Raw genomic sequence first — 26,765 nt, 5'->3', positions numbered from 1 at the left:
CAGATATGGAGGTTTTACAGTATGGCAGGAATAAGAATGGAGAACAAGATTTATGAAGTCGGCATGTACTGCCGCTTGTCAAAAGACGATGGCACGGATAACGAGAGTGCGAGCATTGCGACACAGAAATCCATCCTCACGGATTATGTGAAAAAGCAGGGATGGCACTTAGCAAAAACGTATGTGGACGACGGTTACTCTGGTACAAATTTCCAAAGACCAAGTTTCCAGAACATGATTAAGGACATTGAAAGCGGTCTGATAAACTGCGTTATCACGAAAGATTTATCTCGTCTGGGGAGGAACTATCTTGATTGCGGACTGTATCTGGAAGTGTTTTTCCCAGAGCATAATGTGAGGTATATAGCGGTCAATGACGGCGTGGACACGCTCAATAAATCCGCTATGGACATCACGCCTTTCCGCAACATCCTAAACGAAATGTATTCCGCCGATGTGTCGGTCAAGATAAAATCGGCGTACCGAGCGAGGTTTCAGCAGGGGAAATTCATGGGGACGACAGCACCATACGGTTACGTCAAAGACCCCGCCGACCACAACCATCTGCTGATAGATGACAAAGTTGCCCATGTGGTAAGGGAAATATTTGACCTTGCGTTAGCGGGCAACGGAATCGCCAAAATCCGCAAGCACATCAACAAACAGCATATCTTACGCCCCGCCGCTTATGCGGCGGAGCAGGGGGCAACAGGCTATGAGAGGTATTTTGAGGAGAATGAGGAGAACCGTTATATTTGGAGCGAGAACAGCGTAAGGGGCATTTTAAGAAGCCCGATATATGCGGGAAACCTTGCAGGCTACAAGCGGATTGCCGCCAACATGAAAAGCAAGAAACGCCCCTCTAAGCTGCCCGAAGAATGGGAAGTGATACCAGACACCCATGAGGGGATAGTCACGCAGGAGGAATTTGATACCGTACAGCAGCTTATTACAAGCCGCAGATTACCAGAAAACAAGGGCGGCTTTGAGAACATCTTTGCAGGCGTTATTAAGTGTGCGGACTGCGGCTATGCGATGCGGGCTATGAGTGCCAACAGGAGGAAACGCCCCGACATCATCGACTGCGTACAATATTCCTGCAATAATTATGGCAGATACGGTAATATCATGTGTACCGCACACAGCATTGAAGCGAGGGACTTGTTCAACGCTGTCCTCACCGACATCAACCGATTTGCGGATATGGCAGTCAATGATGAAAAGGCAGTGAGGGCGATTGAAAAGCGGCTCACGGAAACAGACCAGAGCAAGGCAAAGGCACTGGAAAAGGAGCAAAGAAAACTGAACAAACGCCTTGCAGAACTGGACAGGCTGTTTTCCTCACTCTATGAAGATAAGGTGATGGAGCGTATTACCGAGCGGAATTTTGAGATGATGTCGGGAAAATACCAGAAAGAACAGCTTGAAATTGAAGCAAGGCTGAAAGAGGTAACGGAAACGCTCAGCGACAGCTATGAGAAGACGCAGGGTGTCCGTGATTTCCTCTCCCTAATCCGCAACTATCAAGGCATTAAGGAACTGGACGCAACCATCATAAACGCACTTATAGACAAGATACTTGTTTCGGAACGTGAGAAACTTACAGACGGAATGGTGCGGCAGGAAATCAAGATTTATTATAAATTCATCGGCTTTGTCGGTGAATTACATATCACACCGACAAAGCGGTGGACTGCGTTAAAGCCTAAGAATTGTACGGTGTGCGGTGTTGAATATGTTCCCCGCTCTGGCATATCGAAGTATTGTCCTGCTTGTGCCAAGAAGATACAGAGGGAGAAATCAAACGAGAGCAAACGCAGGAGCAGGGAGCGAAACAGACAGGCATGTATTGAACTGTCCGCAAAAAATGACCGACTGACTTGGAACAGAGGGAAGGACGTATTATCCGTCAGGGAAACCATAATAAAAAGGTTCATATCTTCCGGTATGTAACTGAATCCACATTTGACAGCTACATGTGGCAGTTGATTGAGAACAAGCAGAAATTCATTTCTCAGATTATGACCAGCAAAGCACCTGTGCGAAGCTGTGAAGATGTAGACGAAGCGGCACTTTCCTATGCAGAGGTCAAAGCTCTTGCAACCGGAAATCCGGCAGTAAAAGAGAAGATGGCATTGGATGTTGATGTGGCAAAATTAAAACTTTTAAAAGCCAACCACATGAATAACCAGTATCGACTGGAAGATGATATTGCAAGGAATTTTCCACAACAGATTGCAAAACTGACAGAGATCATTGACAGCTACAAGGCAGACATCGCTCATTTTTCTGAGTACAAAATCACAGATCCAGAGCAGTTTTCTATGGAAATCAGTGGCAAAGTGTTCACAGAAAAGAAAGAGGCAGGAGCGGCTCTTCTGGCGGTCTGCAAAGAAATTAAGTCTGTGGATGCAGCTATGGATATTGGAAGCTATCAGGGATTTAACATGAGAATCCAATTCGACAGTTGGAGCAAAGAGTTTATCCTGTCTGTAAAGCATGAATCGGTAGCTAAAGTTCGATTGGGAGCCGATGCTCTAGGAAATATCACTCGTATCAATAATCTTTTAGAAAGTTATCCGGAGAAACTGGCAGAAGCAGAACAACGGCTGGAAACGGTACAGGAGCAGATGACAAACGCCAAAGAGGAAGTCGGGAAGCCATTTCCAAAAGAAGAGGAACTGAACCAAAAACTGGAGCGACTGTCAGAGTTAAATGCACTTCTCAATATGGATGAACGGGAAGATACAGAAACAGAGCAGTCGGAATCAAAAGAGAAAGAAGAAAGACCGGCACGAGGTTCTATCCATGAGAAACTGCAGATTTATAAGGAAAAGAGTCAGCGGGAAAGTGAAACTGGCAAGGAAACCAGAAAACGGGACTTCGGTCTGGAATAAAGAGGAAAGATGGCATAATTTGGTAGAAGAAGGTTCTGTCGGTTATGCCATTTTTTAGAACACAGGAGGAATTTATATGGCAAGAAACAGGATAACGGGTAGAGAAACACAGAAAATGCAGGAATACACGCAGGGACAGATCAGTCAGGCAGAGCGTAGAGGCATAGAATTTCCAACAGATGTAAAAGAACAGCTTTTTGAATATGCGAATCTGATCGGTGAGGAAGAGAAAGTTAGGACTCTGGTAAGAAATCTAGCAGATGCAGTGATCCAGGCAGATGAAGAAGGGGTAGAGGATCTACTGGATGATGCAAGAATGGATATTCAGGATCTACCAGATCCAACCATAGGTAAGCTGGAATTACGTGATTATGGATATACAGCAGAAGACATGGTGCCGCTTAGAAAAGAAGCAGCTTTGGATTATCACAGAATGGGTTCTAAGATTTATTGCCTGGGCAGCGATGGCAGCAAGGGAGAGTATGCAAGTAAAGAAATGATACAGGCGCATGAAGGTCTGTTTGGCATGGAATCGCAGATGTGGGAACGGATAGAGGAGAATGACCTGGATTATGCCGATGAAGATTTTGGAGCATTTCAGGAGCCTATGAGTGTCATTGAGCAGGAAGAAGCACTGAAATTATACGATGCCGGAGCAGATATCTATCTGATCACTAATTTTTCATCACCAATGTATGTCACGGAACGCATGGAAATTGAACGAGGACCGGAGCATTATCAGATGTCTATGACAGAACTGGAGCGTTTCCGTAACCTGGAATGGGAAATGCAGAAATATCCGCAGATTCAGTCTTTGAAAGAGGCAAACCTGTTGTTAGGAACAAGGCGAACCTTTGGTATTTATCAGATCAAGGACGATTCACCGGGCGAAAACTATGCATTTATGAATATGCGCTTTATTGAAAGTCATGGTATGCAGATAAAAAAAGAAGATTATAAGCTGGTCTATGTTGGGGAATTATCGGGAAATATGTCACTGGATGATATTTTTGAAAGGTTCAACATTGATAGACCGGAAGATTTCCGTGGGCATTCCCTGTCTGTCAGTGATATCATAGTTCTGAATGACGGGGAAAAAGTAACCGCTCATTTTGTAGACAGTATCAGTTTTGAACAGCTGGATTCTTTCCTGAATCTGGAAGAACAGGTTCTTAGTGAACTGGCATATGAGGTAGGAGAACGTTACTTTGCTATTCAGAGAACAGAAGAAGGATATGATTATTCGTTTTACGATGAAGATTTTCGTCTGATGGATGGTGGCGTCTATGAAAATGATCAAATTTCTATTGAAGAAGCGGCAGAGGAACTTCTGGAAGACGAAGGCTGGACTGGAGAACGCATCCGTGGAGATTATGATCAGTTGATGGAAAAAGTAGAAGAAATGGATGAAGTTGTAATGGCAGAGATTCAGAAAAGCCAGGGCGAATATAAGCCTTTGGCAAAGGTGGAGGAACTGGAAGAGGCGAATTATAACATGATTGATAACGTCCTTAATAATATGCCACCGAAGAAAGAGCCTTATCTGGAATATTTCGCCACAGAATGTGATGAGTTCCATGATATGGGAGCTTATGAAAAAAGTACCGATGTTAATCAGATTGCTGCGGTCTATGAAAAATATAGGGAGAATCCTAAAACTGCGTATCTGGGATGCTCAATGGGAATTATTTATCGTGATCCGGAAGACAGTTACTATGATGAAGCCGAATTTGCGATCGTTAAAGGGAATACCGTATTCGGAGATCTGATGGATGATGTTCGATTTTATGGAGAACTTGCACTGGTACGGGAAGGGATCGAGAAAATTCATGAAGCATTGCCGGACTACAAGTATGTACCGATGAGGGATGTTCGAGAAGCAATGTATCCTGAGAAAATGACCACAGAACAGCTGGCAGAGGCACTGGATGAGATTGCAGAAGCTTTTGATCCGTATGAGTATCGAGATAATGTGGAGAGGGGAGAAAATACGGTGCAGGAAGTAATGCTGGATTTGAGAAGTGGAAATATTCATTCCTATATTTCATATCTGAAGGATATTGTAGACGAAGAATGCGATCTGTCTGTTCGTGCAGGAGTATTGATTGAAAGACTGAAAGCCTATGAACCTGAACTTCCAAAGGATATGGAACCAATGGTGTATGTAAACTATTGTGAAGAAAGTGATCTCATGAATCCAAGATGTCAGAAGCTGTCTGAGCTGGATGCAAAAACAGCAGAAATGGATAAAGAATGGTATGCAAAACGTGATCCGAAGACAGAGGAACCTACAAAAATTGCAAAGATATATGTGACTGTATATTATGCGGAAAAAGGTGAACAGATGCTGCATCATTTTAAGAAGTCAATGGATATTGGAAATGGACATGGCGGTATTGTGAGTCAGTTGAAGTATGATAATGAAATGAAGCTTACAGATGAGTATTGGATCAATTACCAGAAAGGCAAAGGAAGTGAAGAGTTCCAAAAGTATATGGAAGATCTGACAGACATGCAGAATCATGTGCTTCCGTATCTGCAGAGTTTTTGCAATCTGGAGGAAAAAGGTGTGAAGGAGAGACGAGAACAGCAGATAGCAGAAAGATATGAAGGAAGAGCAGATGAGAGGGTAACAAGTACCGAAGCGAATGAAGTTGTTAAGGATGTAGGAAAAACAGATAGAAAACCGGCACAGCAGAAGCAGGCGGTAGATGGAAAAGATAAGAAATTATCCATTCATGAACGGCTTGAGATCAATAAGAGGATTATTCAAGAAAAGCAGGGAAAAGATAAAACGGAGAGAGGAGTTGATTTGGGTGTAAGGACAGTGTAGAATAAGCAGAACGAGTCGGAGGTCATGGATGATAACGTGGCTTCCGGCTTTATTGCGTATTGTCGGAAGAATTATAAATGGTATAATGAATGTAAATGCGATAAAAGAATGTCGCCTGTTATGCGACTTCCAAATGAGAAAAGTGTGTTATTCTGAGATCAAACAAGAGGCTAATAGAGTCAGGAGGATGACATTATGAGTAAAAAAGGATATAGCAGACCAGGATTCTTTGGATCCATAAACCATTATGATGCAAACGGAAAAAAGTAGGCGAGAGCAGACCAGGATTCTTTGGTGGTATGAACGACTATGATGCAAATGGAAAGAAAATCGGACATAGTTCGCCTTCCTTTTTTGGTGGTATGAATCATTATGACAATAACGGGCATAAAGTAGGTGAGAGTCGACCAGGATTCTTTGGCGGTTTAAACCATTATGATGACAAGGGGCATAAGCGGGGGCATAGCAATCCAGGATTTTTAGGTGGATTCAATCATTACGGTTAAAACTGCACAGAGAGCAGCACAAGCGGCAAGGGCTGCGGCAAAAGCCGCCGTGGTTACGGTAAAGGCGATTGCCAAAGCGACCGCACTTGCCATTAAAGCGATTATTGCCGGAACGAAAGCCTTGATTGCCGCTATCGCCGCAGGCGGCTGGGTGGCGGTTTTGGTTATTATCGTGATTTGCCTGATTGGTATGATCCTCGGCTCAGTATTTGGCATTTTCTTCTCAGACGAAGATTCCGGCACTGGAATGAGTATGCAGACCGTTGTGCAGGAAATCAATACCGAATACGATACCAAGCTGCAAGAGGAAAAGAACTCGGTATCCTATGATGTTCTTGAAATGAGTGGCAGCAGAGCCGTTTGGAAAGAGGTGCTTGCCGTTTACTCTGTAAAAACGAATACGGATCAAGATAACCCCCAAGAGGTTGCCACAATGGACGATGGCAAAAAGCAACTCTTAAAAGACATCTTTTGGGAGATGAATCAAATATCTTCCCGAACAGAGAGCAAGACCGAAACAGTTATTACCGAAACCGATGACGGACACGGTAATATCGTGGAAACTGAAAGCACGGTCACACAAACCTATCTGTATATTACCGTCAGCCACAAGACTGCCGAGGAAATGGCGGCGCAATATGGTTTTAACGAAGAACAGAAAGGCTACCTCGCTGAACTGCTTGCAGATGAAAACAATTACCTTTGGTCACAGGTGCTTTACGGCATTACAGGCGGCGACGGACAGATCGTGACCGTTGCACTCTCTCTGGTTGGCAATGTGGGCGGTCAGCCGTATTGGTCGTGGTACGGTTTTAACTCCCGTGTAGAATGGTGTGCTTGCTTTGTATCTTGGTGTGCCAACGAGTGCGGCTATATCGACGCTGGAGTTATCCCAAAATATGCAGGCTGTGTCAACGGAGTACAATGGTTTAAGGATCGTGGACAATGGCTGGATGGCAGCGCCGAGCCTGCCCCCGGAATGATTATTTTCTTCGATTGGGCAGACGAAAGTGGTCAGGATGGATTATCCGACCATACGGGTATTGTTCAAAAGGTCGAAAACGGCAAGGTTTATACGGTCGAGGGCAACTCCGGCGATAGTTGCCGAGTCAATGAGTATTCTATCGGTTATTACGAGATTCTTGGCTACGGCGCACCTGCCTATTAAAATACACAAGCCGCCTGCATTTTGCAGGCGGTTGGATTACATATCAGAAAGATATTGTGCCGGTTTGAAAACTAAAAGTCTCAAAATACAGACTTAATAATTGCGATTTCACTCTCAAAGTGCTATAATACAAACTATATTTGGGTGGAGGTGCGGAAATGAAAGTACGGTACAACAAACTTTGGAAACTTCTGATTGACAAGGGAATGAAAAAGAGTCAATTACGAGAAGCGGTCGGGGCAAGCAAAAGTACATTTGCGAAACTCGGAAAAAATGAAAATGTTACCCTTCCCGTGCTGTTGAATATATGCGAATACTTAGAGTGTGATTTTGGCGACATAATGGAAGCCGTACCCGAAAATGAGGTGTAGGATCAATGAACAAGAAGATTTTAATTGTGGATGACGAAAAAGAAATCGTTGATCTGCTTGAAGTGTATTTGAGTAACGATGGTTATTCAGTATATAAATGTTATAATGGGTTAGAGGCGATGAAATGTATCAAACAGTCGCAGATTGATTTAGCGATACTTGATATTATGCTGCCGGATATTGATGGTTTTCGACTTTGCCAAAAAATTCGGGAAAAGTTTTACTTCCCTATTATTATGCTTACCGCCAAAATTGAGGATAGCGACAAGATTATGGGGCTTACGATTGGTGCGGATGATTATATAACGAAACCGTTTAATCCTTTAGAGGTTGTGGCAAGAGTAAAGACGCAATTAAGGCGTTATCAGAGCTATAACAGTCCTAATTTGAGCCAATCCGAAGAAAAAGACGAGTATGACATCAGAGGTCTACTGATAAACAGAGTCAGCCACAAGTGCTACTTGTATGGCAAAGAAATAGCCTTGACTCCGTTGGAGTTTTCTATTCTGTGGTATCTGTGCGAACATCAGGGTAAAGTTGTCGCCTCGGAGGAATTATTTGAAGCCGTGTGGAAAGAAAAGTATCTTCGCAACAGTAACAATACGGTAATGGCGCACATTGGGCGGCTTCGGGAAAAATTGAATGAACCTTCAAAAAATCCGAAGTTCATTAAAACTGTTTGGGGGGTAGGGTATGAAATTGAATAAAAAAGAAAAAAACTATCTGCTCTCTACCTTGTTCAAAGGGTATGTAATTCAATGTGCGATTTGCTCTGTGCTTATTTTTGGCGGTACTTTTCTTTTAGGAATTATGGCAGAGGAAATTCTCCGCAAGTATGTTTTGTATTATTACTTGTATTACAGAACAGTATATCTTTATATAGTGGCTGTAATCGTGTGGGGTGGCTGTATTATATACATGACATACCTACTTTTGAAAAAAGTAGTCGCCTATGTGTACGAGGTACAGGCTGCGACAGGAAAAATGTTCGATCAGAATGTCAGTTACATTGAAATGTCCCCGGAGTTGAGTGAAATCGCCGCTAACATCAATCAGTTAAAACAAGAGGCTGAAAGTAATGCAAGGCTTGCAAAAGAAAATGAGCAGCGAAAAAATGACCTGATTATGTATCTTGCACACGATTTGAAAACACCGCTTTCTTCTGTAATCGGGTATCTTACTTTACTGCGTGATGAGTCGCAAATCTCAAAGGAACTTCGAGAAAAGTACCTTTCAATCACTCTTGGTAAGGCAGAACGGTTAGAGGATCTGATTAACGAGTTTTTCGAGATAACACGATTCAATATATACGATATTACATTACAATACACGAAAATCAATTTAACTCGCCTGCTGGAGCAACTTGTATATGAATTTAAGCCTATGCTCAAATCAAAGAATTTGCAATGTAATCTTTGTGTTGATGATGATATAATGCTTCGATGTGACGCAGACAAAATTCAGCGTGTTTTTGATAACCTTTTGAGAAATGCGGTTATCTACAGTTTTGAAAATACGGATATCACGATCAGCGCACAATGTCAGGAAGATACGGTCAGCATTATTTTTTGTAACCACGGCGATACTCTGCCGGAAGAAAAGTTAAACAGGATTTTCGAGCAGTTTTATCGGCTTGACGCAGCGAGAAGTACAAGCAGTGGAGGAGCTGGATTAGGTTTGGCGATTGCAAAGCAGATTGTTGAACTACACAATGGTACAATCGTTGCAGAGAGCCAAGAGGATCAAAACAAGTTTTCAATTACTTTGCCGTTGGCGTAGGAAAATTGTAAGAATTTGCATAGAAAAAAAGAGGAATATCTTACGAGCAATCAAGAAAATACGGGCTTCTGTTTTGGTACAATAAAAGTATCAAGATAGAGGCTCGTATTTTTTGTGATACAGCATAAGGAGGAATGATGAAGTTGCTAAGAAAACAAATGCTGCTATGTTCTATTTTGTTTCTTGTATTTACGCTATCTGCCTGCTCTGCAATTGGGCAGACAGACGAAAACAATCTTACAGATAGCGCAACATCCGCAGAAAAAACGGTATCAGTTGTACGAGGGACAATTACTCCAACCGTTTCAACGCAAACGACTATTGTTCCGGCAGTACCGTTTATTATTTTCTCACCCGAAAATGGCATATTTAATACAGCGGTAGAATTAGAAGAAAAAATCACTGCCGGGCAAATTATTGGAACTGTGAACGGCAAAGAATTGAAATCTCCGGTGGATGGTACAATTACCTCTATTGCCCCATCCAATGAAAGCGTACCGAGTAATTATCCCGTAGCGATAGTGCATTATACAGGATTTGCCCTCAATGTAGAGGCAGATAATTTTTTGAGTACCTTACCGGAGTATGCAGAGTTGAAAGCAAAATTTCAAGTATATGATGGTGTAGGACCAACCGATATGATTGCCGTGGTGTCGCCTGCCGCAGATGAAAATGCGTTTACGGGAATCGTGCCGCAAGAGGGCATTCTGCAATGCTTGATCAGTCAAACAGTCGATGTGAAATCGGGGCAAAGTGCAACGGTAGTCATAACGGCGACAACGAGAAATGATGTCCTTATATTGCCGCTGTCGGTAATAGCGGGTAGACAAGGGACGGGATTGGTTACTGTAATTACTCCGAATGGAGAAAGAGTGGAAACAAAAGTGACATTGGGTGTGACAGACGGAGCCAATATAGAAATACTGTCCGGCTTAGAGGAGGGCGATGTAGTTTCTGCTACTCCGCCAAACCTTGATCCGAGGGGGATTTGATAAAATGAAAGGAATTTCCGAAAAGACTTTAATCAAAATAAAGGATTTGAAAGCAAGCGTCAAATTGAATAATGGCGATATGCTGACAACAGTAACCAACGCTAATATGGAATTGCAACGAGGGCGCAGTTATGCCATTGTCGGAAAGTCCGGCTCAGGCAAAACAAGCCTTATATCCATTATTGGCTTGTTAAATCGGGAATATGAGGGCGAGTACCTTTATGATGGTATATCTATTTCTGCTTTGAAAGACCGTGATCTGTCTATACTGCGAGCCAATAATATCGGATTTGTATTTCAGAACTACTCTCTGATTAAGCACTTGCGGGTATGGGAAAATATCGAATTACCCCTACTCTATGCCAAAAAGTCGTTTACCGCCAAACAGCGTCACGAGATAATTACAGGCTTGCTAAAAAGTGTCGGCTTAGAAAGCAAGGAAAATGATTACCCAATCAATTTGTCCGGCGGTGAACAACAAAGAGTTGCAATCGCAAGGGCGCTTGCAGTATCTCCGGAAGCCATTTTATGTGATGAGCCTACGGGAGCGTTGGATAAAAAGACGGGAACGCAGATTATGGAACTGTTGCACAGCGTCGTAAAAGAAAATGGAATTATGCTGCTGTTGGTTACGCACGATCCTGATATTGCAGATACCTGTGATACGATTTTTGAAATGGATGGAGGGAGGATAACTTGTGCTAAAAATGATACTTAAAGACCTTCGTCTGTCTCCACTTAGAAGTATTCTGACAAGTGTTTCAATGCTTGTAGGCATTATCGCAATGCTTGGATCGGTATTAGTTGGTACGCTTGGACGGGAGTATTTGATTTCCGTAAACGCACAGGTATATGGCTGGTCACCTACTTACTCATTCGTGATAACGGAATCCGATTTTCACGATAGAAATAAAATGGAACAATTATTCCAGAGATTTGAAGCCATTGATGATGTAGCCGCTGTTACTTTTTCTATGGGAGAAGATATTCGATTTGCACCAATGAAAGATTTAACGCCAATACCGCCGAATGATGTTTACCAAAACCTGATGGCTTTTGATTTAGTTTGCACCACGGAGGCATATAGTCAAGTCTATAATCTTCCAATGACATCCGGTAGATGGTTAGAGCCTTCGAGTGAGGGCGGATCGCTTGAAGTGGTCATAAACAAAGAAGCTAAAAACTATTTTAATGATTCGCCCTATGCTGCAGGAAATGTAAAAAGCACACTTTCGTTAACCCCATTCAATATTGTCGGAGTAGTAAACGATGGCAGGGATTTTCCGACTATCTATGCGGATTCTGCGGCGATCCTCAATTTCGCACCAGCAATGTGGCAAGTACAAAATGCAAATGTGTATTGGCATCCCACAACAGGACTGACAATCGAACAGATACATTCTGCCCTTGGCGACATTTTGACTGATACCATTGGCGGTTACTGGGAAAGTGCTGGGCGGAGTGATATTGGAGATACCTATGATTCGGTATTGTCCATACTGCAATTAGGGCTTTTGGTTACTTCGCTTTTGTTGCTGTTTGTTTCCGTATTAGGGCAGATCAATATCGGACTATCTTCATTGGAACAGCGCACACATGAGTTGCTGATCCGCAGAGCGATAGGTGCTTCACGAACAAATATTGTGGCATTGGTTTTAGGCTCACAGTTGATTTTATCAATATTCGTTTGCTTTGCAGCTATTTTGATTTCGCTGATTTTGGTGCATTGTATTGGAGCGTTGCTCCCTGTGGATTCCCCGGTGGGAACACCGAGTTATCCAATCAGCGTTGCTGTTGTTGCAGTTGCTGTGTCTGTGCTTACAGCATTATTGGGCGGATTATTACCAGCATTGAAAGCAGCAAAATTAGAGCCTGCATTGGCTCTTAGATAATAAAACTCAATTCAAGGAGGAAACAAAATGAAACGAACAATCTCAAAATCCGAAAGACCGTACAGACTGTTATTGTGTGTTATGATTTCTTTGCTGGTGATTATGCTGGCAGGCTGCTCCACTTCTTCGGACTCCGACACAAACACAAGAGGTTTCACGGACTTTGCTACCATTGAAGAAGAATACCTAACGACCATTGAGAGTTGAATTGGCCGGAGGGCTTTACGCCGCCTGATGCTTTGGAAGGCGAAGATACGGGAGCGTCTTTTCAGATAGGATATGGCGATACAAGAGCATCTAACCTTTGGGAATATTCTTGGATGCAGGAATGGCTTGATACTTACAATACGGATTCGGAAAGGGCGGCAAAAGCCTTAGCTGAACTCGAAAAAGCCTTTGATATGCCTTATATGGGAACAGATCGCTGTGATGACGCCACACGCAAATATCTTCGTGATAATATTGATAAAGCTAAGTTGGGAGATCCGTCTGGATTTACAGAGTGTATTCAGGCAAATTATGCCGATTAAAAATGGCACATAGGAGTTTTGGTGTTGGGAGGTGAGCACATATATGCAGAGAAAACGCCGTAAGAAAAAACGATTTGGAGTATTTTTGTTTTTGCTTGTAGTTTGTATCGGCATAGGTATAATGTTTGTGCCGTGGGCAATGCAGCCGGAAAATTTCAGAGAGGTAAAGAATAAAATAAATGGTTTTCTCTACAAAGAAGATTTTCCTGACTCTTATAATGCAAAATCGCTGATTTTGGTGGATTGTTCTGATGATGAAATATTTGTTTCAAAAAACGAGAACGAGCCACAAATTCCTGCAAGTTTAGCCAAGCTGTTTGTTATTGAGTATGCGTCAACTTTAGCAGACCTTGATAGTATCGTTGTTGCAGACTATGGTGCTATTTCACTCACGAAACCTGGCTCGTCTGTTGCTCAAATCAAGGAAAAAGAATACTTTTTACACAATCTATTTGCGGCAATGTTAGTACCGTCAGGGAATGACGCAGCTTATGTGGTTGCTGATTATTGTGGAGGATTACTTTCGCCGCAAGCAGAAAGCTGTCAAGAGCGTGTGAGGATTTTCATGGAGAACTTAAACCTGCATTTGCAACAGCAGGGGTACTTAGACACAGTTTTATATGATCCGAGTGGTTTTGATATGGAGGCACTTACCACCACTTTAGATTTGAAAGAAGTAGTATATCGGTTGTTGGAATACTCGTGGTTTAGAGAAATTGTATCTCAAAACACTTATACGGCAACACTGCCTGATGGCAGTACACAAATATGGCAGAATACAAACGCCTTCCTTGATCCGACATCCGAATATTACAACGAAAATGTATGCGGAATTAAGACTGGCTCTCTGTCTGACGACTATAACTTGATTGTGCTTTATCAGCAGCACGGAAAAGAGTTTTTGATATGCAGTTTAGGCTCTCAGTCCGATTCCTCTCGTTATGACGATGTGAATTTTATTCTGAAAACGATTGATGAATCGTATTATCTCACGCAATAAATCTTATGTTGTCCAAGACAAAAAAACTAACCAAGGGGGGTGATAATATAGGACGAATCGTAATAATGGAGTTCAAAGCACAAGACTCAACAGCCTTTGACGATATGCTGGCTTTTGTAAAACAGCACCCTGATTTTGAAAATTAGAGATTTCATATGAGCCGACATTATCCCTTTCCGGCTTAGAAATCAATTTGAGCCGGCGCAGAGTTATCAATAACGGTCAGGAAATTGAACTGACCGTCAAAGAGTACGATATACTCTGCTTGCTCGCAGCCAATAAAGGTCGTGTTCTTACATACGAGCAGATTTATGATAAGGTGTGGGGCGAAATATCAGCAGGCAATGAAAAGGATACCGTAGGCTTTCACATTCGGAATCTTCGTAAAAAACTTTGTGATACAAACTCTCACTTTTCCATAGATAGTGTTCGTGAGATCGGCTACCGCTTTAACAGTCAGTAAGCAGTCCCTCGTAGTTCATAATGAATTGCGAGGGATTATTCATTTTCTAAGACGGTATGTCGGAATTTGATAAATCCCTGCAAATGTTGTTTTTATACGACTGTTAAGAGCAATATCGTGTCTAAACTTGCGACTGGACTTTGCATTTTCTACGAGTTATCTTCGTAATATCTCGGCATTATACTACTGGAATGTTTATCATAAACAGGGCATGATTTATGGCAGAATGGGCAGTCGTTCTCGTGCCATTTATTAGGTCTTGCTTGGATACGAATATGTTTAACTCCATTCTTATCAGAGTAAAGATTACAATTTTTTATAACTGTGTTCTTGACATTAAGGACACTTTTGCATAATGTATTAACTGAAGCCACTTGTGAATACTCCTTTTGTGTTTTTCTTCGCAGTTAATACATTAAAGGACACAAGTGTTTTTTCAATATGGTGTTGTTAATTTATGGTGTTAGGCTTCCACCATTATGCCAGAAGCCTCATATAAATTTATTGGGAAGAGTTACCGATCAAGTTTTCTCAGAATCCGAAGAATGGGATATTGATACGGTGTCAGAAACTATTGCATCGGAATATGAAAGAGCAACGAATCTTTCGATAAATAAAGAGAAGCAGAATTTGCCAATAGAAGAAAAACGAACGATAGATGTTAAAGAAATACGAGAATGGCTGAACTTTATTATTACGATTATATCAGTTGTTTTGGGAGTTACGAATTCTTCAGCAACAACGATAAATAATTACAATTATACACAACAAGTCAATAATTATTACATCGTTGGAATGGGATATGATGCGAAGGAGCTAAATACGACTAAATATAGAATCGTTAATAGAGAATCTATTGTACGACTGAAGCATGACTGCCATTCGATTGTAATTGAAAAGCTTGAGGAAGGGAAAGTTGTTAGAATTATAGATAAATATAAAAAGTGGCGACAGATAATTTGGGAGAATGAAGATGGTGAAGAATGTATGGGGTGGATTCAAAATTATAGATTAACTGAGTTTAAAGTGCCTAGAAATAAATGATGTATATTTGATGAAATAGAATCTATAAGTGAAGGAAGTATTATGTGTGGTAGATATTATATTGATTCTGATATGGCAGATGAAATCGAAAAAGTAGTGCATGATATAGACCAACGGATCCGGCAGGAACATTTTGCAGGAGATATCTTTCCAACCAATGTAGCACCGATCATTGAAAAATCAGAACATGGATTGAAACTGGATGTTTGCAAGTGGGGATATCCATTGTCACAAGGAAAGAATCTGGTTATAAATGCAAGAGCAGAATCTGTTATGGACAAACCTTCTTTTCGAAATGGAATCCTCTATCACCGCATTTTGATACCGGCAAGTGGGTTCTATGAATGGAATCGGTTAAAAGAGAAAAATACATTTTCCAGATATGATGCACCAGTATTGTATATGGCTGGCTTCTGTGATTGGTTTGAGAATGAACGACGATTTGTGATTATGACTACAGCAGCCAATGAATCTATGATAAAAGTACATGATCGTATGCCGCTGATATTGGAAAAAGGACAGCTGAAAGATTGGTTCGATGACAGGAAAATGGAGCAAATTCTGCATCAGGTACCGGTTCAGCTAAAACGAGAGGCAGAATACGAACAGCAGAGCTTATTCTTATAATGGTTCAGAGGAGAAATAGAAAGATGCAAATATTTGTTGATGCAGATGCCTGCCCAGTGGTTGCGATCATTGAAAAGATTGCAAAAGATAATAGTGTTCCGGTAATGTTGTTGTGTGATCTGGAAAATATTTTTTACATGGGAGGATGGAAGAAAATATAACATCGACAGAATTTTGAAAATCGAGCGATGCGCCAGCAGAAAGGCAGGCGGTGTAGGAATGATGTACACCTGTATGATACAGGGACAGGAAAGCCATTTATTCTATGAAGTGGATAAATGGTTTATGGAGAGAAAAACAGCATAAGGAGAGATAGGTATAGACGATATTATATGGATTATTAACCGGCAGGGATAGTCACTTTCCCTTTATATTCCTGCAGGTTTTACATAAGAAGATGGATTCCGGTCAGCAAAGGCAGCTCCCACAATGCCTTTTGGATATCCGCTTCTGCAAATTGTAGTAAGTAATTGCTTCCCATCAAAATCATGGGGAAAGCGAACTGGTCTGAAAGACCGCCAGTTAGTGTGATGATGATAAGGAGATTTTGAAACTGATGACAGATAGAGATTATGCAATTAAATCAATGAAAGAAATTACCTTCCAGATGGCAAACCATGCACAGAATTATCTGGAAGTAACGATCGAAAGACATTATACTGATATTAAAGAACTGATGACAAGCTACCAGAAACTGATTTTAGAAAACCAGGTTGTATTGGAAGAACTGGATATGGAGTGTCAGGAGAAGATCAATGAAGATATGGCATATGCGTTGAGTTATCTGAGTATTTATAACAATCAGCTGAATGTGCCAAAGATGCACCGGGAAATGAATAACCTGATGATCATTTACGGCTTGTCAGATATGATCTATCGTGGAATGACACTGGTGAAGTTTTATGCACCGAATGGTGTGATGCTCAGTGAGATCCTTCATTCTTGTTTTTGCAGTCATTATAATAAGACAGATGTGGAAGTACAGCAGGAGTTAGGAATAAGCCTGATGTTTGTTACTATGGTGGAGATGGTCCTGACAAAATCGTTGTTTGTGAACCTTTAGGTAAGGCAACTGTAACCGGAACATCGTTTGCGGCACCTTGGATAACTCGCAAAATGGCGTATCTTATACATGTTATGGGTTTAAGCCGTGAAGTGGCAAAAGCTTTAATAATTGATTCTGCGGCAGGATGGGATCGACAGGATACTATTAAATATGAAAAAGGATATGGCATTGTACCCAAAAGGATAGAGGACATTTTGTATTCTCGAGAGGATGAGATAAGATTTATTATGTCTGGAAGCATAGATGAGTATGAAGTATATACGTATAATATTCCGGTTCCACAAGATATGAATGCACATCCCTTCTTTGCAAAGGCTACACTTGCTTATTTCCCGCAAAGCGATCGAAACCAAGGTGTTGATTATACATCAACGGAGATGGATATTCATTTTGGAAGAATTGCGGAGCAGAAGGGAAAAGCAGTAATTAAAGCTATAGATTATAATAAACAAGCAGAAGAAGGTCTCAATACAATCTATGAAGAAGATGCGAGAAAATTGTATCGTAAGTGGGATAATGTCAAGCATATTAGCGAGGCGTTAAAAGAAAATGGTCGTCCACGCAAGGCGTATCGATCGGGAATGTGGGGACTAAGTATTAAAACAAAAGAAAGACTTGATCCGAAAGCCGGAAGAGGGTTGCAATTTGGTATTGTTGTAACTTTGCGAGAAATGAATGGTGAAAACAGAATAGATGACTTTATAAAGATGTGTATGATGAGAGGATGGGTTGTTTCCAGACTTGATGTGCATACACAGGTTGATGTTTATGTTAAAGCCGAGGAAGAGATTACATTTGAATAACTAGAATTGTTATGCGTTATTGTAGGTGTGTAATAAACAAAAGTGTATAATTTAATAAGAATGTTATTACAAATAAAAAATTGTGAGTAACAATTTTGTAGGAGAAAGGAGTTTATTGTGCATGGCAAAAAAAATTATGTTTGCAAGGTCAAATGTCGAAGGGGATTTTAAAAAGGAAATTTATTGCGGGGATTTAGATAAAAATGACTATGAAACAAAATACAAAGGGCATTTGACTTGTATAAAGGGATGTCCGGCTAGAATCAAATTCACAGAAAGAAAAAATAATGTTAAATTCTTTAGCACATGGAATAAAGAGGGGCACTTACATAAAGAAGGTTGTCCTTATCATGTTGATTATAAGGGCAAAATGGGAAGGAAAAAGCTAAGTGCTTATTATGAAAGCATAGAACTTAGTGAAGAAACTATTTTGCGCCGATTACAAAGAAAAATGGAGGGCTTACTTAGACAATATTCTGACGAAGATATAATTGATCCGTCAAATGGTAGTATGGAGGTCGATGCAATTGGCGAGGATGAAGCTGTAGTATTTGAAGGTGATGAAAATGGCAATAAGAGTGAATATATGCCAAGAATTCGTTATGAGGATGCTGAATATATAAGTACGGATGATATTGGATGTAGAAAATCGGTTTATGGATTTATAAGTAATGTCCAGTTAGAAGAGGATAAGAACAAGAGAGAATTTGCATATTTTAACTTGGCGACAAAGCATAGTACCGTAAACATTGCTTTTCCGGAGGCTTTCTATTCGAATGAACTGTCGGCTGGGATGGAAGAATTTGAAATATACATATCAAAGGTAAAAGAATTAGTAGAAAAATACCCTGATAAAATTATGGTTATTGCATACGGAGACATAACTAAAAAGAAGAGAGATAAAAATGGAGTAAATGTTTCGGTTATTTCTCCAAATCGGATTTTGGTTAATAATAAAACATACAAGCAGATTGTATATGGAGAAATCTAAGTGATAAATGCAGTTATCGGGAAAACGGAACATATATGATATAGCGTAAAAAAATATATCGGATACTTCCTGAAATTGAAGGTATCCGATATATTTACGCATTAAAACGCTTCCAAACTATCCTCCGCATTCACCCATGCCTGAATCTCGCCATCCAGTGCAAGCAGGGCGTATTTCAGTGGATTATCAATCGCCAGAGCATTTAGGCACCGTTGAGAATTAGGCGTGGTCCGTATTCCTGATTCTGCCTGATTACAATCAAGCCGGAGGATGTAGCCGTTATAGTGGTTAATGTCGATGCTGTTGTGCATCGGGTTATATTCTGCGTGTATCAATTTCATTGTTATCAGTCCTTTCGTTTTAATTGGAGGTAAAAAGCCCATGGGCTTATTTTGGACTTGAAAAACTTTCGAAATAGATATAATAATCACAAAATGTACTATTTTATGAAATGAAATATCACTAGAAATATTCAGAACAATACAAGTTGTGATATTAACAGTTGTGTTGCTACAATCATCGAGTAATCTACGCGTAAGTAACGAGAAGATTAGATAAATAAAAAATATCCGGAGAGTGTTTGCACTCTTCCGGGTATTTTTTTGTTTATCGATTAGCAGCAATATTGACAATGAAATTACCGGTATGTTACTTTGTAGATGCAAACAATTGGGTGGGCTTATAAGCAAGCCCTGTGCAGCAGAAAAGGAGATATCAATGAAGAAAATCTTGATTACCGGTGGAACCACATTTGTCAGTAAGTATGCAGCAAAGTATTTTGTAGAGCATGGATATGATGTCTATGTAGTGAACCGTAATTCAAAACCGCAGGTTAAGGGCGTGACGCTGATTGAAAGCGACAGGCATAATTTAGGGGATAAGCTGAAGAATCTGCATTTTGATGTTGTTGCCGACATAACCGCTTATGATGCACAAGACATAATTGATTTACATAATTCGCTGGACTCTTTTGATCAATATATAATGATCAGTTCCAGTGCGGTATATCCGGAGTATGGTGTACAGCCATTTCCTGAGGATTCTGAAAGAGCAGTAAATAAATTCTGGGGAAAATATGGAACAGATAAGATCGAAGCAGAAAATGCACTGTTGGAGAGAGTCCCGGATGGTTATATTTTAAGACCGCCATATTTATATGGTTCTATGGACAACGTCTATCGGGAGGCGTTTGTATTTGACTGTGCAATGGCAGACAGAAAATTTTATTTGCCGGAAGCCGGTGAGATGAAATTACAGTTTTTCCATGTGGAAGATTTGTGCAGGCTGATGGAAGTATTAATTACAAAGCGCCCAACTGATCATATCTTAAATGTCGGAAATGAAAATGTAATATCGATAAGCGACTGGGTTATCAAATGTTATGCCTGCTTTGATAAAGTACCGGAATTCGTATCGGTACCGGAAACAGTAGAGCAGAGAAATTATTTCAGCTTTTATAATTATGAATACTGTCTTGATGTGACCCGGCAGAAGAAGATATATCCGGAGACGATGTCAATGGATGCCGGGTTACAGGAGGCTGCAAATTGGTATATAGAGCATGAAGGTGAGGTAAACAAGAAGCCATATTGGAAGTATATCGATGCCAATTTGGTATAAAGGTAATTGACATAATAAAATGACAAGCGTGTGTATCAGGAAGGAATTATGATGGAGATAATAGAAGTAGCGGATCTGAATCGATCGGAGCTGGTGGTTTATGCGGAACTCTCGGAACGGCAGCTTGCAACAATCTATGAACCGGCGGAAGGGCTGTTTATTGCTGAGAGTCCGAAGGTGATCGGGCGGGCGTTAGATGGTGGATATGAACCGGTGTCTTTTCTGGCAGAAAAGGGACAGCTTGCAGAGGCCGAGGAGATTCTGAATCGGATGGAGGATGTTCCAATCTATGTTGCACCGGATGAGATATTGACGAAGCTTACCGGTTATCATCTGACAAGAGGACTCTGGTGTGCGATGCGCCGCAGGACATTGCCAACGATAGAGGAGGTATGTCAGGGAGCGAAGCGGATCGCTATTTTGGAAGAAGTGGTCAATCCGACAAATGTGGGAGCGTTGTTTCGCTGTGCCGCAGCACTTGGAATGGATGCGGTGATATTGACCGGTGGCTGCAGTGATCCTCTTTACAGGCGTGCAAGCCGTGTGAGTATGGGAACGGTATTCCAGATTCCGTGGACAATGTTGTCAAAGAAGGATGGTATCTGGCCGGAGCAGGCAATGAAGACATTGAAAGAAATGGGCTTTAAGACGGCGGCAATGGCACTTCGGGAAGATAGTGTAGGAATTGATGATCCGCAGTTAAATCGTGAGGAAAAGCTGGCGGTTGTGCTTGGTACAGAGGGCGATGGGCTGGCCGGAGATACGATAGCTGACTGCGATTATACGGTTATGATTCCGATGGCACATGGTGTGGATTCACTTAACGTAGCGGCGGCAGGAGCGGTAGCTTTCTGGCAGCTGGGACATCAGCGGCAGGAGTAGTATCCGTTTGTAAAGATTGTGCGTCGACGACAGGAAAGGGTGGTCTTCTGGCAGGTGAGATACCGCTGACAGGAATAAATAGTATTCATCTGGAAAGTTATAGCATCAGTCGCAGAAGGGAGCAGCCCGCAAGAAAACATGCTGGGAATATATTGATGCCGATTTGGTAAAATAATAAATTGACAAATAATAAGATGGCAGTATAATGATTGGTAGCACTGAATTGGTGCTACCAATTTCTTTTATATGAAAAAGTATAGTTCAAACGAAAAAGGATAAAAAATGTAGAGAGGATATTTGAATGAAGTATATTAGACAATTTTTAATCATTCTTGCAATTTCATTTATCGGGGAACTGCTCAAATATGTATTACCGTTGCCGATTCCTGCAAGCATCTATGGAATGGCGATTTTATTTGTATGCCTGATGACGGGTTGGATCAAGTTAGAAGCGGTGAAGGAGACAGGAAAATTCTTAATTGAGATCATGCCATTGATGTTCATTCCTGCCGGTGTTGGTCTGATGGTTAGCTGGGGAACGCTGAAGCCGGTGCTGATTCCGGTATGTGTGATCACGGTCGTTACGATCATTACGGTTATGGCGATGACAGGCAGACTGTCACAGTGGATCATCAGAAAAGACAGGAAGAAAGAGGAACAAGAGGATGCATGATTTTTTTGAAAACTCCCTGTTTGCGGGAGTTACACTTAGCCTGATCTCATATTTGATCGGGTCGATATTAAAGAAAAAATTCAAACTGGGAATATTTAATCCGTTGCTGATCTCGATTGTAGTTACCATCCTGGTACTGGTTGTGAGCAGGGTGGATTATGATACTTATAATGAAGGCGCCCAATATTTAAGCTGGCTGTTGACCCCTGCAACCGTATGTCTGGCGATCCCGCTCTATGAACAGTGGGAACTGCTGAAGCATAACTGTAAGGCGGTTATGGCAGGTCTTGTTGCCGGTGTGGTGACAAGTCTTTGTACGGTGTTTGTATTGTCAAAGATCATGGGACTTACACATGAGGATTATGTAACGATGCTTCCGAAGTCTATCACGACAGCGATCGGTATGGGTGTTTCAGAAGAACTGGGTGGATATGTAACGATTACGGTTGCGGTTATTATCGTAACGGGTGTTCTTGGAAATATATTTGGTGAATTAGTGTGCAAGATTTTTCGAATCACCGAACCGATATCAAAGGGTCTGGCATTTGGATCTGCATCTCATGCGATCGGAACGGCAAAGGCGATCGAGATCGGTGAAGTGGAAGGTGCAATGAGCAGTCTGGCGATTGCGGTTTCCGGTATTCTTACGGTTGTGCTTTCGTCGTTATTTGCGCATTTTATGTAGTTATATACGCCGCATTATAAAATGCAGGGGTTTATTTCAAATTTACAGATCAGATATCAAAATATAGAAATAACGAAATTTATTGATAGTCAGGGAGACGAGTATGGAAAAACAACATGTTACATCAGAATATGAAAAAGCAATTCAATATATTTACAGCCTGATGCAGGACGGAACCTTGCAGATCGGAAGCAAGCTTCCGACCGAACGTACGATAGCGGAGACGTTGGGAATCGGAAGAAATTCGACCAGAGAGGCACTCAGTATCCTGCATGGCATGGGAATGATCGAACGCGTACAGGGATCGGGAAATTATATATCAAAAAATGCCGGAGAGTCGATCCGTCAAATGCTTATGATGATGCTGGCACTTGGCAGTATCACGAAATCCGAGGTCTGTGAGTTCCGTTGTACAATGGAAAAGTCTGTATGCAGTATGCTGATCGAGAAAGGAATACCATTTGAGTGTCAGGTGCTTCTAGAGGATAATCTGGCAAGGATGGAGCAGGCGGATGGTTCCGAACTGGTTAGCGTGGATAAGGAATTTCATGAACTGCTGATCCGGGCGACAGAGAATGAACTGTTTTCAATGATCATGGAGGCGGTTATGATCGTTTACCGGGAATGGATCGATCTGGTGCTGCGTCGTGTGAATATAAAAGAAAAGGCAAACTTGCTTAATTATCACAAGCAGATCTATAATAGTGTATTGGAACGTGATGAAGTAGCCATGAAAGCGGCGGTAGACGGGCATTATCATCTGATCAGCCAGATGCTTGCATTGTAGATGAGTAGAGATAATATATAAGAAGGAGGTAAGAGCGTATGATCGTAACACTTGGAAGACAGTGTGGATGTGCGGGAGATGAGATCGGAAGAAAATTATCAGAGCTGTTAGGGATTCCGTTTTATACAAAGCCTGAACTGATCGCACTTGCAAAAGAAAAAAAGATTTATGAGAAATATCCGATGTATTTTGGGGAACAGCCGGTAAATGCGATGATCAGTTCTGTCGCCGATGATTTCTGTCCGAAGAATCAGTATGATACACCGAAACGGGCATTGTCAGCAATGTTTGGTGGACAGAGTTTTATTATTATAGGACGTGCTTCGAATTATGCCTACCGGGATGATAAGGATGCTGTCCGGGTGTTTCTGTGCGGAGATAAGAAGCAGCGGGCGTATCATATCGCAGGAAAGCATAAAATCTCGGAGCGAAAGGCTATAGCGCTTGTTGAAAAGACAGATGAGAAACGGCGTGGCTATCACAGATATTATACCGGAGAAGAATGGGGCTATGCAGAAAATTATGACCTGTGTATGGATGCGGTCCGTCTGGGCGTGGATAAGACAGCAGAGATGATCGCAGACTATGTAAAGCAGGTTGGAGGAAAATAAATGACAACAAGGGAAGAAGCATTGGCATATGGACTGTCTTTTCCTGATACATATCAGCAGGCGCCATTTCATGATCCGAACTGGCAACTGGTGCGTGTGAAAGGAAGCAAGAAGGTATTTCTGTGGACATATGAGAGAGACGGATATATTAATCTGAACGTAAAGGTCGATCCGGAATGGCGGGATTTCTGGCGGAGTGCGTTTGACTCGGTGATACCGGGCTGGCATCAGAATAAGGAGCATTGGAATACGATCATTCTGGATGGAAGCATTCCGGATCAGGATGTGAAACGGATGATCGCAGAGAGTTATGATCTGGTGACAACCAGTCCATCAAAGAGAATCTATGAGGCTGTGAAAAAGATTCCAGCCGGAAAGGTTGCAACCTATGGTCAGATCGCGGAGCTTGCCGGGGATAAGAAGATGGCGCGTGCAGTGGGAAATGCGCTCATAAGAATCCGGATCCGGAGCACATTCCCTGCTTTCGTGTGGTAAATGCAAAGGGTGAATTATCCGGAGCATTTGCATTTGGCGGAAAGAATGTACAGGCAGATCGATTGACGGCAGATGGAGTTACAGTTGTCGATGGACGGGTGGATATGGAGAGATTTGGAATAAAGATCTTAGATGGAGAAATCATATAAAAATATAAAGTGAAAAATGATTTATATGCAGGAAATGACCGTTCAAATACAAAGGTTATTTGAAACAGAAAACAAGTCATTTTTGCGGATGCATATTTTACGGAGTGGAAGTTAATTATTTTGTAATTCCGTTTGAATGTGTAAGATTTGCAGGCAATTCTTTATTTGAAAGGAAATAAAAATGTCAGAATATCAGTATGTAGAGCATGAATTTGCTCCGGTATATAATGAAGAATCACAGGTGCTGGTTCTTGGCAGTCTGCCATCGGTGAAATCCAGAGAGCAGGGCTTCTACTACGGACATCCGAGAAACCGTTTTTGGAAGGTAGTGGCAGCTGTACTTGGTGTACCGGAACCCTTGACGATAGAAGAGAAAAAACGGATGCTGCTTGCCGGTCATGTGGCGGTCTATGATGTGATCCGGGCTTGTGAGATCATCGGTTCCAGTGACAGCAGTATCCGAAATGTTGTTCCTGCAGATATTGAAAGCATTGTAACACATGCCCCGATACAGGCAGTTTTTACAAATGGAAAGACTGCGGGCAGATTATATAAAAAATATCAGGCGGAACATATTGATCTTCCGATGATCGAACTGCCGTCGACAAGCCCGGCAAATGCAGCGTTTTCGCTGGAACGACTGGAAGAAATATGGAAGCAGGAGTTAGGAAGATATTTGTAAAAGCATTTTACAATATAGGTTGACTGATATAAAAAAGAATAAAATTTTACATTGATTATACACACTTGACAACATCAACCGTATCGCAGAAAACTGTGTAAGTATTGCAGAAGAGGCTCTCGACAATACAGCATTTGTTGAGATCAGGGAGGATGCAAAGAAAGCAGAAATAGAAGCTTCCGATAATGTAGTCCTTGCATAAAAGCATGTTACATGGCGGTTTTATCTGTTTGTAACATCATATGAAACAGTTCCTTCTGTAGGGCTTTTTTCACACCCTGAATGATATAGATTGTTTTTTCGTTTGACCGGTCTCTGTATGTTACAGTTGACCGGCCGTTTTTTGTATGATATACCACATCCAGACCAGAATTTTGCGTGTAAAATATAAGATGATGGCATGAGGAATTTTCTCATGCCATTAGCTTATTTTTAATTTTACAAAATTCTGGTGGGTATGGTATAGTAAGGATAACTTTTTTTCTGATGAACAATAGACGCGGAGGTTACAAGGAAATGTCTCAGATAACGAAACGTGCGTTGGAAGCATCACTGAAGAAGCTTCTTACAAAGAAACCGCTTGACAAGATCACAATAACCGATATTACAGAAGATTGTGGTATTAACCGGATGACATTTTACTACCATTTTAAAGATATCTATGATCTGGTAGAGTGGGTGTGTGTGGAGGATGCAACGAGGATACTGGGTGAGAATAAAACCTATGATACCTGGCAGGAAGGCTTCCTTCGTATCTTTGAAGCGGTGAGCGAGAATAAGACATTTATGATGAATGCATATCATTCGATCAGCAGAGATCAGGTAGAAAAATATCTGTACAGTCTGACGTATGATCTGATGATCAAGGTCATCGAAGATAAGGCGAAGAATATGCAGGTGCGGGATGAAGATAAGAAGTTCATTGCTGATTTTTACAAATGCTCCTTTGTCGGTGTGTTGCTTGAATGGATTGAGAATGGCATGAAGCAGGATCCACATGTGATCGTGGATAAGATGGGACTGGTGATGCATGATAATATTACCAGAGCACTGGAAGCATTTCGGACGGATGCCTTTCACAAAAAAACAGAGAGCTGACAGATACATTGAAAAAACAATGTGTCTTATTTTCAGACCGGTTATCCCATCAAAACAGGGGAAATGATAAAATTTTAGACAGAACAAGTACCGTGAATATATTTTTATCACGGTACTTTTT

Annotated in this window: 29 protein-coding genes and 3 pseudogenes; 31 read left to right on the top strand and 1 reads right to left on the bottom strand. The window is 41.4% G+C overall.

Features of this window, described 5'->3' with window-relative positions:
- The first annotated feature begins 21 nt into the window (after positions 1–21).
- The 21 genes and pseudogenes from DW959_RS02940 (at position 22) to DW959_RS02845 (ending at position 18,962) form a co-directional block, all read left to right on the top strand.
- Positions 22–1,879: pseudogene (locus DW959_RS02940) on the top strand (recombinase family protein).
- Position 1,880: 1 nt separating this feature from the next.
- Positions 1,881–2,897 carry a helicase gene (locus DW959_RS02935; RefSeq protein WP_118247406.1) on the top strand — a complete coding sequence of 339 codons (1,017 nt, stop codon included), beginning with the start codon at positions 1,881–1,883 and terminating at the stop codon, positions 2,895–2,897.
- Between the two features lie 76 nt (positions 2,898–2,973).
- Entirely contained in the window at positions 2,974–5,730 is a 2,757-nt protein-coding gene (locus tag DW959_RS02930) for a YodL domain-containing protein (RefSeq protein ID WP_015514513.1), read from the top strand.
- Positions 5,731–6,029: 299 nt separating this feature from the next.
- Positions 6,030–6,236 (top strand): hypothetical protein, encoded by a 207-nt coding sequence (locus DW959_RS02925; protein ID WP_012744284.1) that lies wholly within the window; start codon positions 6,030–6,032, stop codon positions 6,234–6,236.
- A pseudogene (locus DW959_RS02920) lies at positions 6,229–7,404 on the top strand (CHAP domain-containing protein); the annotation flags it as partial. The gene DW959_RS02925 and the pseudogene DW959_RS02920, both read left to right, overlap by 8 nt.
- Before the next feature lie 158 nt (positions 7,405–7,562).
- Positions 7,563–7,775: a helix-turn-helix transcriptional regulator gene (locus tag DW959_RS02915; RefSeq protein ID WP_008703822.1), complete on the top strand. Its 213-nt coding sequence runs from the start codon at positions 7,563–7,565 to the stop codon at positions 7,773–7,775.
- Positions 7,776–7,780: 5 nt separating this feature from the next.
- Positions 7,781–8,482, top strand: coding sequence for a VanR-ABDEGLN family response regulator transcription factor (gene vanR / locus DW959_RS02910; RefSeq protein ID WP_004853366.1), 702 nt, complete (start codon positions 7,781–7,783; stop codon positions 8,480–8,482).
- Positions 8,469–9,554 (top strand): HAMP domain-containing sensor histidine kinase, encoded by a 1,086-nt coding sequence (locus DW959_RS02905; RefSeq protein ID WP_008703821.1) that lies wholly within the window; start codon positions 8,469–8,471, stop codon positions 9,552–9,554. The genes vanR and DW959_RS02905 overlap by 14 nt, the downstream gene beginning before the upstream one ends.
- Positions 9,555–9,688: 134 nt before the next feature.
- On the top strand, positions 9,689–10,546 hold the full coding sequence (locus DW959_RS02900; RefSeq protein ID WP_117449615.1) for a hypothetical protein: 858 nt from the start codon (positions 9,689–9,691) through the stop codon (positions 10,544–10,546).
- A gap of 4 nt (positions 10,547–10,550) precedes the next feature.
- On the top strand, positions 10,551–11,264 hold the full coding sequence (locus DW959_RS02895; protein ID WP_004853372.1) for an ABC transporter ATP-binding protein: 714 nt from the start codon (positions 10,551–10,553) through the stop codon (positions 11,262–11,264).
- Positions 11,254–12,438 (top strand): ABC transporter permease, encoded by a 1,185-nt coding sequence (locus DW959_RS02890; protein ID WP_117456454.1) that lies wholly within the window; start codon positions 11,254–11,256, stop codon positions 12,436–12,438. The genes DW959_RS02895 and DW959_RS02890 overlap by 11 nt, the downstream gene beginning before the upstream one ends.
- 27 nt (positions 12,439–12,465) lie before the next feature.
- Positions 12,466–12,645: a hypothetical protein gene (locus DW959_RS14410; protein WP_242986192.1), complete on the top strand. Its 180-nt coding sequence runs from the start codon at positions 12,466–12,468 to the stop codon at positions 12,643–12,645.
- Positions 12,642–12,968 carry a hypothetical protein gene (locus DW959_RS02885; protein ID WP_242986190.1) on the top strand — a complete coding sequence of 109 codons (327 nt, stop codon included), beginning with the start codon at positions 12,642–12,644 and terminating at the stop codon, positions 12,966–12,968. The genes DW959_RS14410 and DW959_RS02885 overlap by 4 nt, the downstream gene beginning before the upstream one ends.
- A 43-nt stretch (positions 12,969–13,011) precedes the next feature.
- Positions 13,012–13,968, top strand: coding sequence for a peptidase S11 (locus DW959_RS02880; RefSeq protein ID WP_012744280.1), 957 nt, complete (start codon positions 13,012–13,014; stop codon positions 13,966–13,968).
- Between the two features lie 193 nt (positions 13,969–14,161).
- Complete coding sequence (locus DW959_RS14405; RefSeq protein ID WP_243023314.1) at positions 14,162–14,431, top strand: winged helix-turn-helix domain-containing protein; 270 nt, start codon at positions 14,162–14,164, stop codon at positions 14,429–14,431.
- 441 nt (positions 14,432–14,872) lie between these two features.
- On the top strand, positions 14,873–15,475 hold the full coding sequence (locus DW959_RS02870; RefSeq protein WP_015514507.1) for a hypothetical protein: 603 nt from the start codon (positions 14,873–14,875) through the stop codon (positions 15,473–15,475).
- Between the two features lie 42 nt (positions 15,476–15,517).
- Positions 15,518–16,102 carry an SOS response-associated peptidase family protein gene (locus DW959_RS02865; RefSeq protein WP_012744277.1) on the top strand — a complete coding sequence of 195 codons (585 nt, stop codon included), beginning with the start codon at positions 15,518–15,520 and terminating at the stop codon, positions 16,100–16,102.
- A 23-nt stretch (positions 16,103–16,125) separates the two neighbouring features.
- Entirely contained in the window at positions 16,126–16,263 is a 138-nt protein-coding gene (locus tag DW959_RS14090; RefSeq protein ID WP_181983881.1) for a hypothetical protein, read from the top strand.
- A 395-nt stretch (positions 16,264–16,658) separates the two neighbouring features.
- Entirely contained in the window at positions 16,659–17,165 is a 507-nt protein-coding gene (locus DW959_RS02855) for a hypothetical protein (RefSeq protein WP_242997301.1), read from the top strand.
- A pseudogene (locus DW959_RS02850) lies at positions 17,138–17,971 on the top strand (serine protease); the annotation flags it as partial. The gene DW959_RS02855 and the pseudogene DW959_RS02850, both read left to right, overlap by 28 nt.
- A 121-nt stretch (positions 17,972–18,092) precedes the next feature.
- Complete coding sequence (locus DW959_RS02845) at positions 18,093–18,962, top strand: hypothetical protein (protein ID WP_117822278.1); 870 nt, start codon at positions 18,093–18,095, stop codon at positions 18,960–18,962.
- Positions 18,963–19,063: 101 nt separating this feature from the next.
- Here the strand turns inward: DW959_RS02845 and DW959_RS02840 are convergent, their stop codons facing one another.
- A complete protein-coding gene (locus DW959_RS02840; protein WP_117822338.1) occupies positions 19,064–19,303 on the bottom strand; it encodes a DUF6061 family protein in 240 nt (79 codons plus the stop codon).
- A 376-nt stretch (positions 19,304–19,679) separates the two neighbouring features.
- Here DW959_RS02840 and DW959_RS02835 point away from each other — a divergent pair, with 376 nt between their 5' ends.
- The 10 genes from DW959_RS02835 to DW959_RS02795 all read left to right on the top strand — a co-directional run bounded on the left by DW959_RS02835 (position 19,680) and on the right by DW959_RS02795 (position 26,644).
- Positions 19,680–20,582 carry an NAD-dependent epimerase/dehydratase family protein gene (locus DW959_RS02835; RefSeq protein ID WP_118615354.1) on the top strand — a complete coding sequence of 301 codons (903 nt, stop codon included), beginning with the start codon at positions 19,680–19,682 and terminating at the stop codon, positions 20,580–20,582.
- Positions 20,583–20,630: 48 nt separating this feature from the next.
- Entirely contained in the window at positions 20,631–21,464 is an 834-nt protein-coding gene (locus DW959_RS02830; RefSeq protein ID WP_117822276.1) for an RNA methyltransferase, read from the top strand.
- Between the two features lie 301 nt (positions 21,465–21,765).
- Positions 21,766–22,137, top strand: coding sequence for a CidA/LrgA family protein (locus DW959_RS02825; protein WP_008402058.1), 372 nt, complete (start codon positions 21,766–21,768; stop codon positions 22,135–22,137).
- Positions 22,130–22,822, top strand: a complete 693-nt coding sequence (locus tag DW959_RS02820; RefSeq protein WP_021943648.1) for an LrgB family protein — start codon at positions 22,130–22,132, stop codon at positions 22,820–22,822. Before DW959_RS02825 ends, DW959_RS02820 begins: the two co-directional genes overlap by 8 nt.
- A gap of 103 nt (positions 22,823–22,925) precedes the next feature.
- Positions 22,926–23,609 carry a GntR family transcriptional regulator gene (locus tag DW959_RS02815; RefSeq protein WP_117822275.1) on the top strand — a complete coding sequence of 228 codons (684 nt, stop codon included), beginning with the start codon at positions 22,926–22,928 and terminating at the stop codon, positions 23,607–23,609.
- 38 nt (positions 23,610–23,647) lie between these two features.
- A complete protein-coding gene (locus DW959_RS02810; RefSeq protein ID WP_117822274.1) occupies positions 23,648–24,220 on the top strand; it encodes a cytidylate kinase-like family protein in 573 nt (190 codons plus the stop codon).
- Positions 24,221–24,715, top strand: a complete 495-nt coding sequence (locus DW959_RS02805) for an MmcQ/YjbR family DNA-binding protein (protein WP_347475310.1) — start codon at positions 24,221–24,223, stop codon at positions 24,713–24,715. It begins immediately after the preceding gene.
- Complete coding sequence (locus DW959_RS15020; RefSeq protein ID WP_347475309.1) at positions 24,709–24,864, top strand: hypothetical protein; 156 nt, start codon at positions 24,709–24,711, stop codon at positions 24,862–24,864. The genes DW959_RS02805 and DW959_RS15020 overlap by 7 nt, the downstream gene beginning before the upstream one ends.
- Positions 24,865–25,045: 181 nt before the next feature.
- Complete coding sequence (locus tag DW959_RS02800) at positions 25,046–25,546, top strand: DNA-deoxyinosine glycosylase (RefSeq protein ID WP_117822272.1); 501 nt, start codon at positions 25,046–25,048, stop codon at positions 25,544–25,546.
- Between the two features lie 516 nt (positions 25,547–26,062).
- A complete protein-coding gene (locus DW959_RS02795) occupies positions 26,063–26,644 on the top strand; it encodes a TetR-like C-terminal domain-containing protein (RefSeq protein ID WP_165853015.1) in 582 nt (193 codons plus the stop codon).
- Positions 26,645–26,765 lie beyond the last annotated feature (121 nt).

The organism is Clostridium sp. AM46-21 (assembly GCF_003480025.1).
GTDB classification, from domain to species: Bacteria; Bacillota; Clostridia; order Lachnospirales; family Lachnospiraceae; genus Coprococcus; species Coprococcus ammoniilyticus.
The sequence above is the reverse complement of the archived record's forward strand: the minus strand, read 5'-3'. Positions and strand labels throughout refer to the sequence as shown.

Coding starts and splice junctions, on each gene's coding strand:
- DW959_RS02925 (WP_012744284.1), top strand. CDS start 6,030: ATGAACGACTATGATGCAAATGGAAAGAAAATCGGACATAGTTCGCCT.
- DW959_RS14410 (WP_242986192.1), top strand. CDS start 12,466: ATGAAACGAACAATCTCAAAATCCGAAAGACCGTACAGACTGTTATTG.
- DW959_RS02870 (WP_015514507.1), top strand. CDS start 14,873: ATGGTGTTGTTAATTTATGGTGTTAGGCTTCCACCATTATGCCAGAAG.
- DW959_RS02880 (WP_012744280.1), top strand. CDS start 13,012: ATGCAGAGAAAACGCCGTAAGAAAAAACGATTTGGAGTATTTTTGTTT.
- DW959_RS02830 (WP_117822276.1), top strand. CDS start 20,631: ATGATGGAGATAATAGAAGTAGCGGATCTGAATCGATCGGAGCTGGTG.
- DW959_RS02865 (WP_012744277.1), top strand. CDS start 15,518: ATGTGTGGTAGATATTATATTGATTCTGATATGGCAGATGAAATCGAA.
- DW959_RS02825 (WP_008402058.1), top strand. CDS start 21,766: ATGAAGTATATTAGACAATTTTTAATCATTCTTGCAATTTCATTTATC.
- DW959_RS02840 (WP_117822338.1), bottom strand. CDS start 19,303: ATGAAATTGATACACGCAGAATATAACCCGATGCACAACAGCATCGAC.
- vanR (WP_004853366.1), top strand. CDS start 7,781: ATGAACAAGAAGATTTTAATTGTGGATGACGAAAAAGAAATCGTTGAT.
- DW959_RS02815 (WP_117822275.1), top strand. CDS start 22,926: ATGGAAAAACAACATGTTACATCAGAATATGAAAAAGCAATTCAATAT.
- DW959_RS02805 (WP_347475310.1), top strand. CDS start 24,221: ATGACAACAAGGGAAGAAGCATTGGCATATGGACTGTCTTTTCCTGAT.
- DW959_RS02915 (WP_008703822.1), top strand. CDS start 7,563: ATGAAAGTACGGTACAACAAACTTTGGAAACTTCTGATTGACAAGGGA.
- DW959_RS02835 (WP_118615354.1), top strand. CDS start 19,680: ATGAAGAAAATCTTGATTACCGGTGGAACCACATTTGTCAGTAAGTAT.
- DW959_RS02820 (WP_021943648.1), top strand. CDS start 22,130: ATGCATGATTTTTTTGAAAACTCCCTGTTTGCGGGAGTTACACTTAGC.
- DW959_RS14090 (WP_181983881.1), top strand. CDS start 16,126: ATGCAAATATTTGTTGATGCAGATGCCTGCCCAGTGGTTGCGATCATT.
- DW959_RS02795 (WP_165853015.1), top strand. CDS start 26,063: ATGTCTCAGATAACGAAACGTGCGTTGGAAGCATCACTGAAGAAGCTT.
- DW959_RS02810 (WP_117822274.1), top strand. CDS start 23,648: ATGATCGTAACACTTGGAAGACAGTGTGGATGTGCGGGAGATGAGATC.
- DW959_RS02855 (WP_242997301.1), top strand. CDS start 16,659: ATGACAGATAGAGATTATGCAATTAAATCAATGAAAGAAATTACCTTC.
- DW959_RS02845 (WP_117822278.1), top strand. CDS start 18,093: ATGGCAAAAAAAATTATGTTTGCAAGGTCAAATGTCGAAGGGGATTTT.
- DW959_RS02900 (WP_117449615.1), top strand. CDS start 9,689: ATGATGAAGTTGCTAAGAAAACAAATGCTGCTATGTTCTATTTTGTTT.
- DW959_RS02895 (WP_004853372.1), top strand. CDS start 10,551: ATGAAAGGAATTTCCGAAAAGACTTTAATCAAAATAAAGGATTTGAAA.
- DW959_RS02905 (WP_008703821.1), top strand. CDS start 8,469: ATGAAATTGAATAAAAAAGAAAAAAACTATCTGCTCTCTACCTTGTTC.
- DW959_RS02800 (WP_117822272.1), top strand. CDS start 25,046: ATGTCAGAATATCAGTATGTAGAGCATGAATTTGCTCCGGTATATAAT.
- DW959_RS02930 (WP_015514513.1), top strand. CDS start 2,974: ATGGCAAGAAACAGGATAACGGGTAGAGAAACACAGAAAATGCAGGAA.
- DW959_RS02890 (WP_117456454.1), top strand. CDS start 11,254: ATGATACTTAAAGACCTTCGTCTGTCTCCACTTAGAAGTATTCTGACA.